This is a genomic window from Streptomyces sp. NPDC001450 (genome assembly GCF_053597295.1).
On sequence record NZ_JBSFHY010000140.1, the window covers coordinates 1 to 1,832 of the forward strand.

The 1,832-nt window shown below is 69.8% G+C and carries 1 protein-coding gene; it reads right to left on the minus strand.

Annotated elements, in window-relative coordinates; all coding sequences use genetic code 11:
- Window positions 1-1,832, minus strand: a 1,832-nt coding sequence (gene acs, locus ACWC5O_RS45395) for an acetate--CoA ligase (RefSeq protein ID WP_450592522.1), incomplete at both ends; no start/stop codon positions are given.

Here is a 1,832-nt window from a genome sequence, read left to right on the forward strand (position 1 = left end):
GGGAGTTTGGTCTGGATGAGGTCCATGACCGTGGAGTCGGTGAGTGTGGTGACGTCGCCCAGTTGGCGGTTCTCGGCCACGTCCCGCAGGAGGCGGCGCATGATCTTGCCGGAGCGGGTCTTCGGCAGTTCGGCCACCGGCAGGATCCGCTTGGGCTTGGCGATCGGGCCGAGTGTGGTGCCGACGTGGTCGCGCAGTTCGCCGATCAGTTTGTCGTCCTCGGAGGCCGTACCGCGCAGGATGACGAAGGCGACGATCGCCTGACCGGTGGTCTCGTCGGTGGCGCCGACGACGGCCGCCTCGGCGACCGAGGGGTGCGAGACGAGTGCCGACTCCACCTCGGTGGTGGAGATGTTGTGCCCGGACACCAGCATGACGTCGTCGACCCGGCCCAGCAGCCAGATGTCCCCGTCGTCGTCCTTCTTCGCGCCGTCACCGGCGAAGTACCTGCCCTCGAAACGCGACCAGTAGGTGTCGATGAACCGCTGGTCGTCGCCCCAGATGGTGCGCAGCATCGACGGCCACGGCTCGGTGAGGACCAGGTAGCCGCCGCCGCCGTCGGGTACCTCGTTGGCCTCGTCGTCGACGACGGTCGCGCAGATGCCGGGCAGCGCGCGCTGCGCCGAACCGGGCTTGGTCTCGGTCACGCCGGGCAGCGGCGAGATCATCATCGCGCCGGTCTCGGTCTGCCACCAGGTGTCCACGACCGGCGTCCGGTCGGCGCCGATGTGCTTGCGGTACCAGACCCACGCCTCGGGGTTGATCGGCTCGCCCACCGAGCCCAGGATGCGCAGGGACGACAGGTCGAACCGCGCGGGGATGTCGTCGCCCCACTTCATGAACGTGCGGATCGCGGTCGGTGCGGTGTAGAGGATCGTGACCCGGTACTTCTGAACGATCTCCCAGAACCGGCCCTGGTGCGGGGTGTCCGGGGTGCCCTCGTACATGACCTGCGTCGCGCCGTTGGCCAGCGGCCCGTACACGATGTACGAGTGCCCGGTGACCCAGCCGACGTCCGCCGTGCACCAGAAGACGTCCGTCTGCGGCTTGAGGTCGAACACCGCGTGGTGCGTGTACGCCGCCTGCGTCAGATAGCCGCCGGAGGTGTGCAGGATGCCCTTCGGCTTCCCCGTCGTGCCCGAGGTGTACAGGATGAACAGCGGGTGCTCCGCCTCGAACGCCTCAGGGATGTGCTCGGCCGCCTGCCGCTCCACCAGCTCGTGCCACCACACGTCCCGCCCGGCCTCGAAGGCCACGTCCTGGCCGGTGCGGCGGACGACGAGCACGTGCTCGACGTTGTCCACCCGGCCGATCGCGTCGTCGACGGCCGGCTTGAGCGCGGACGGCTTGCCACGCCGGTAGCCGCCGTCGGCGGTGATGACGACACGCGCGTCCGCGTCCTGGATCCGGGTGGCCAGCGCGTCCGCCGAGAACCCGCCGAAGACGACCGAGTGCGCGGCGCCGATACGGGCACAGGCCAGCATGGCGATCACGGCCTCCGGGATCATCGGCAGGTAGACCGCGACCCGGTCCCCCTTGCGCACACCCAGCTCCAGCAGCGCGTTGGCGGCCCTGCAGACCTCGTCCCTCAGCTCCGCGTAGGTGATCGCCCGGCTGTCACCGGGCTCGCCCTCGAAGTGGATCGCCACCCGCTCCCCGTGCCCGGCCTCCACGTGCCGGTCCACGCAGTTGTACGCGACATTCAGCTCGCCGTCCGCGAACCACTTCGCGAACGGCGGGTTCGACCAGTCCAGCGTCTCGGTCGGCTCCTTGGCCCAGGTCAGCCGACGGGCCTGCTCGGCCCAGAAGCCGAGCCTGTCAGCCTTGGCCTG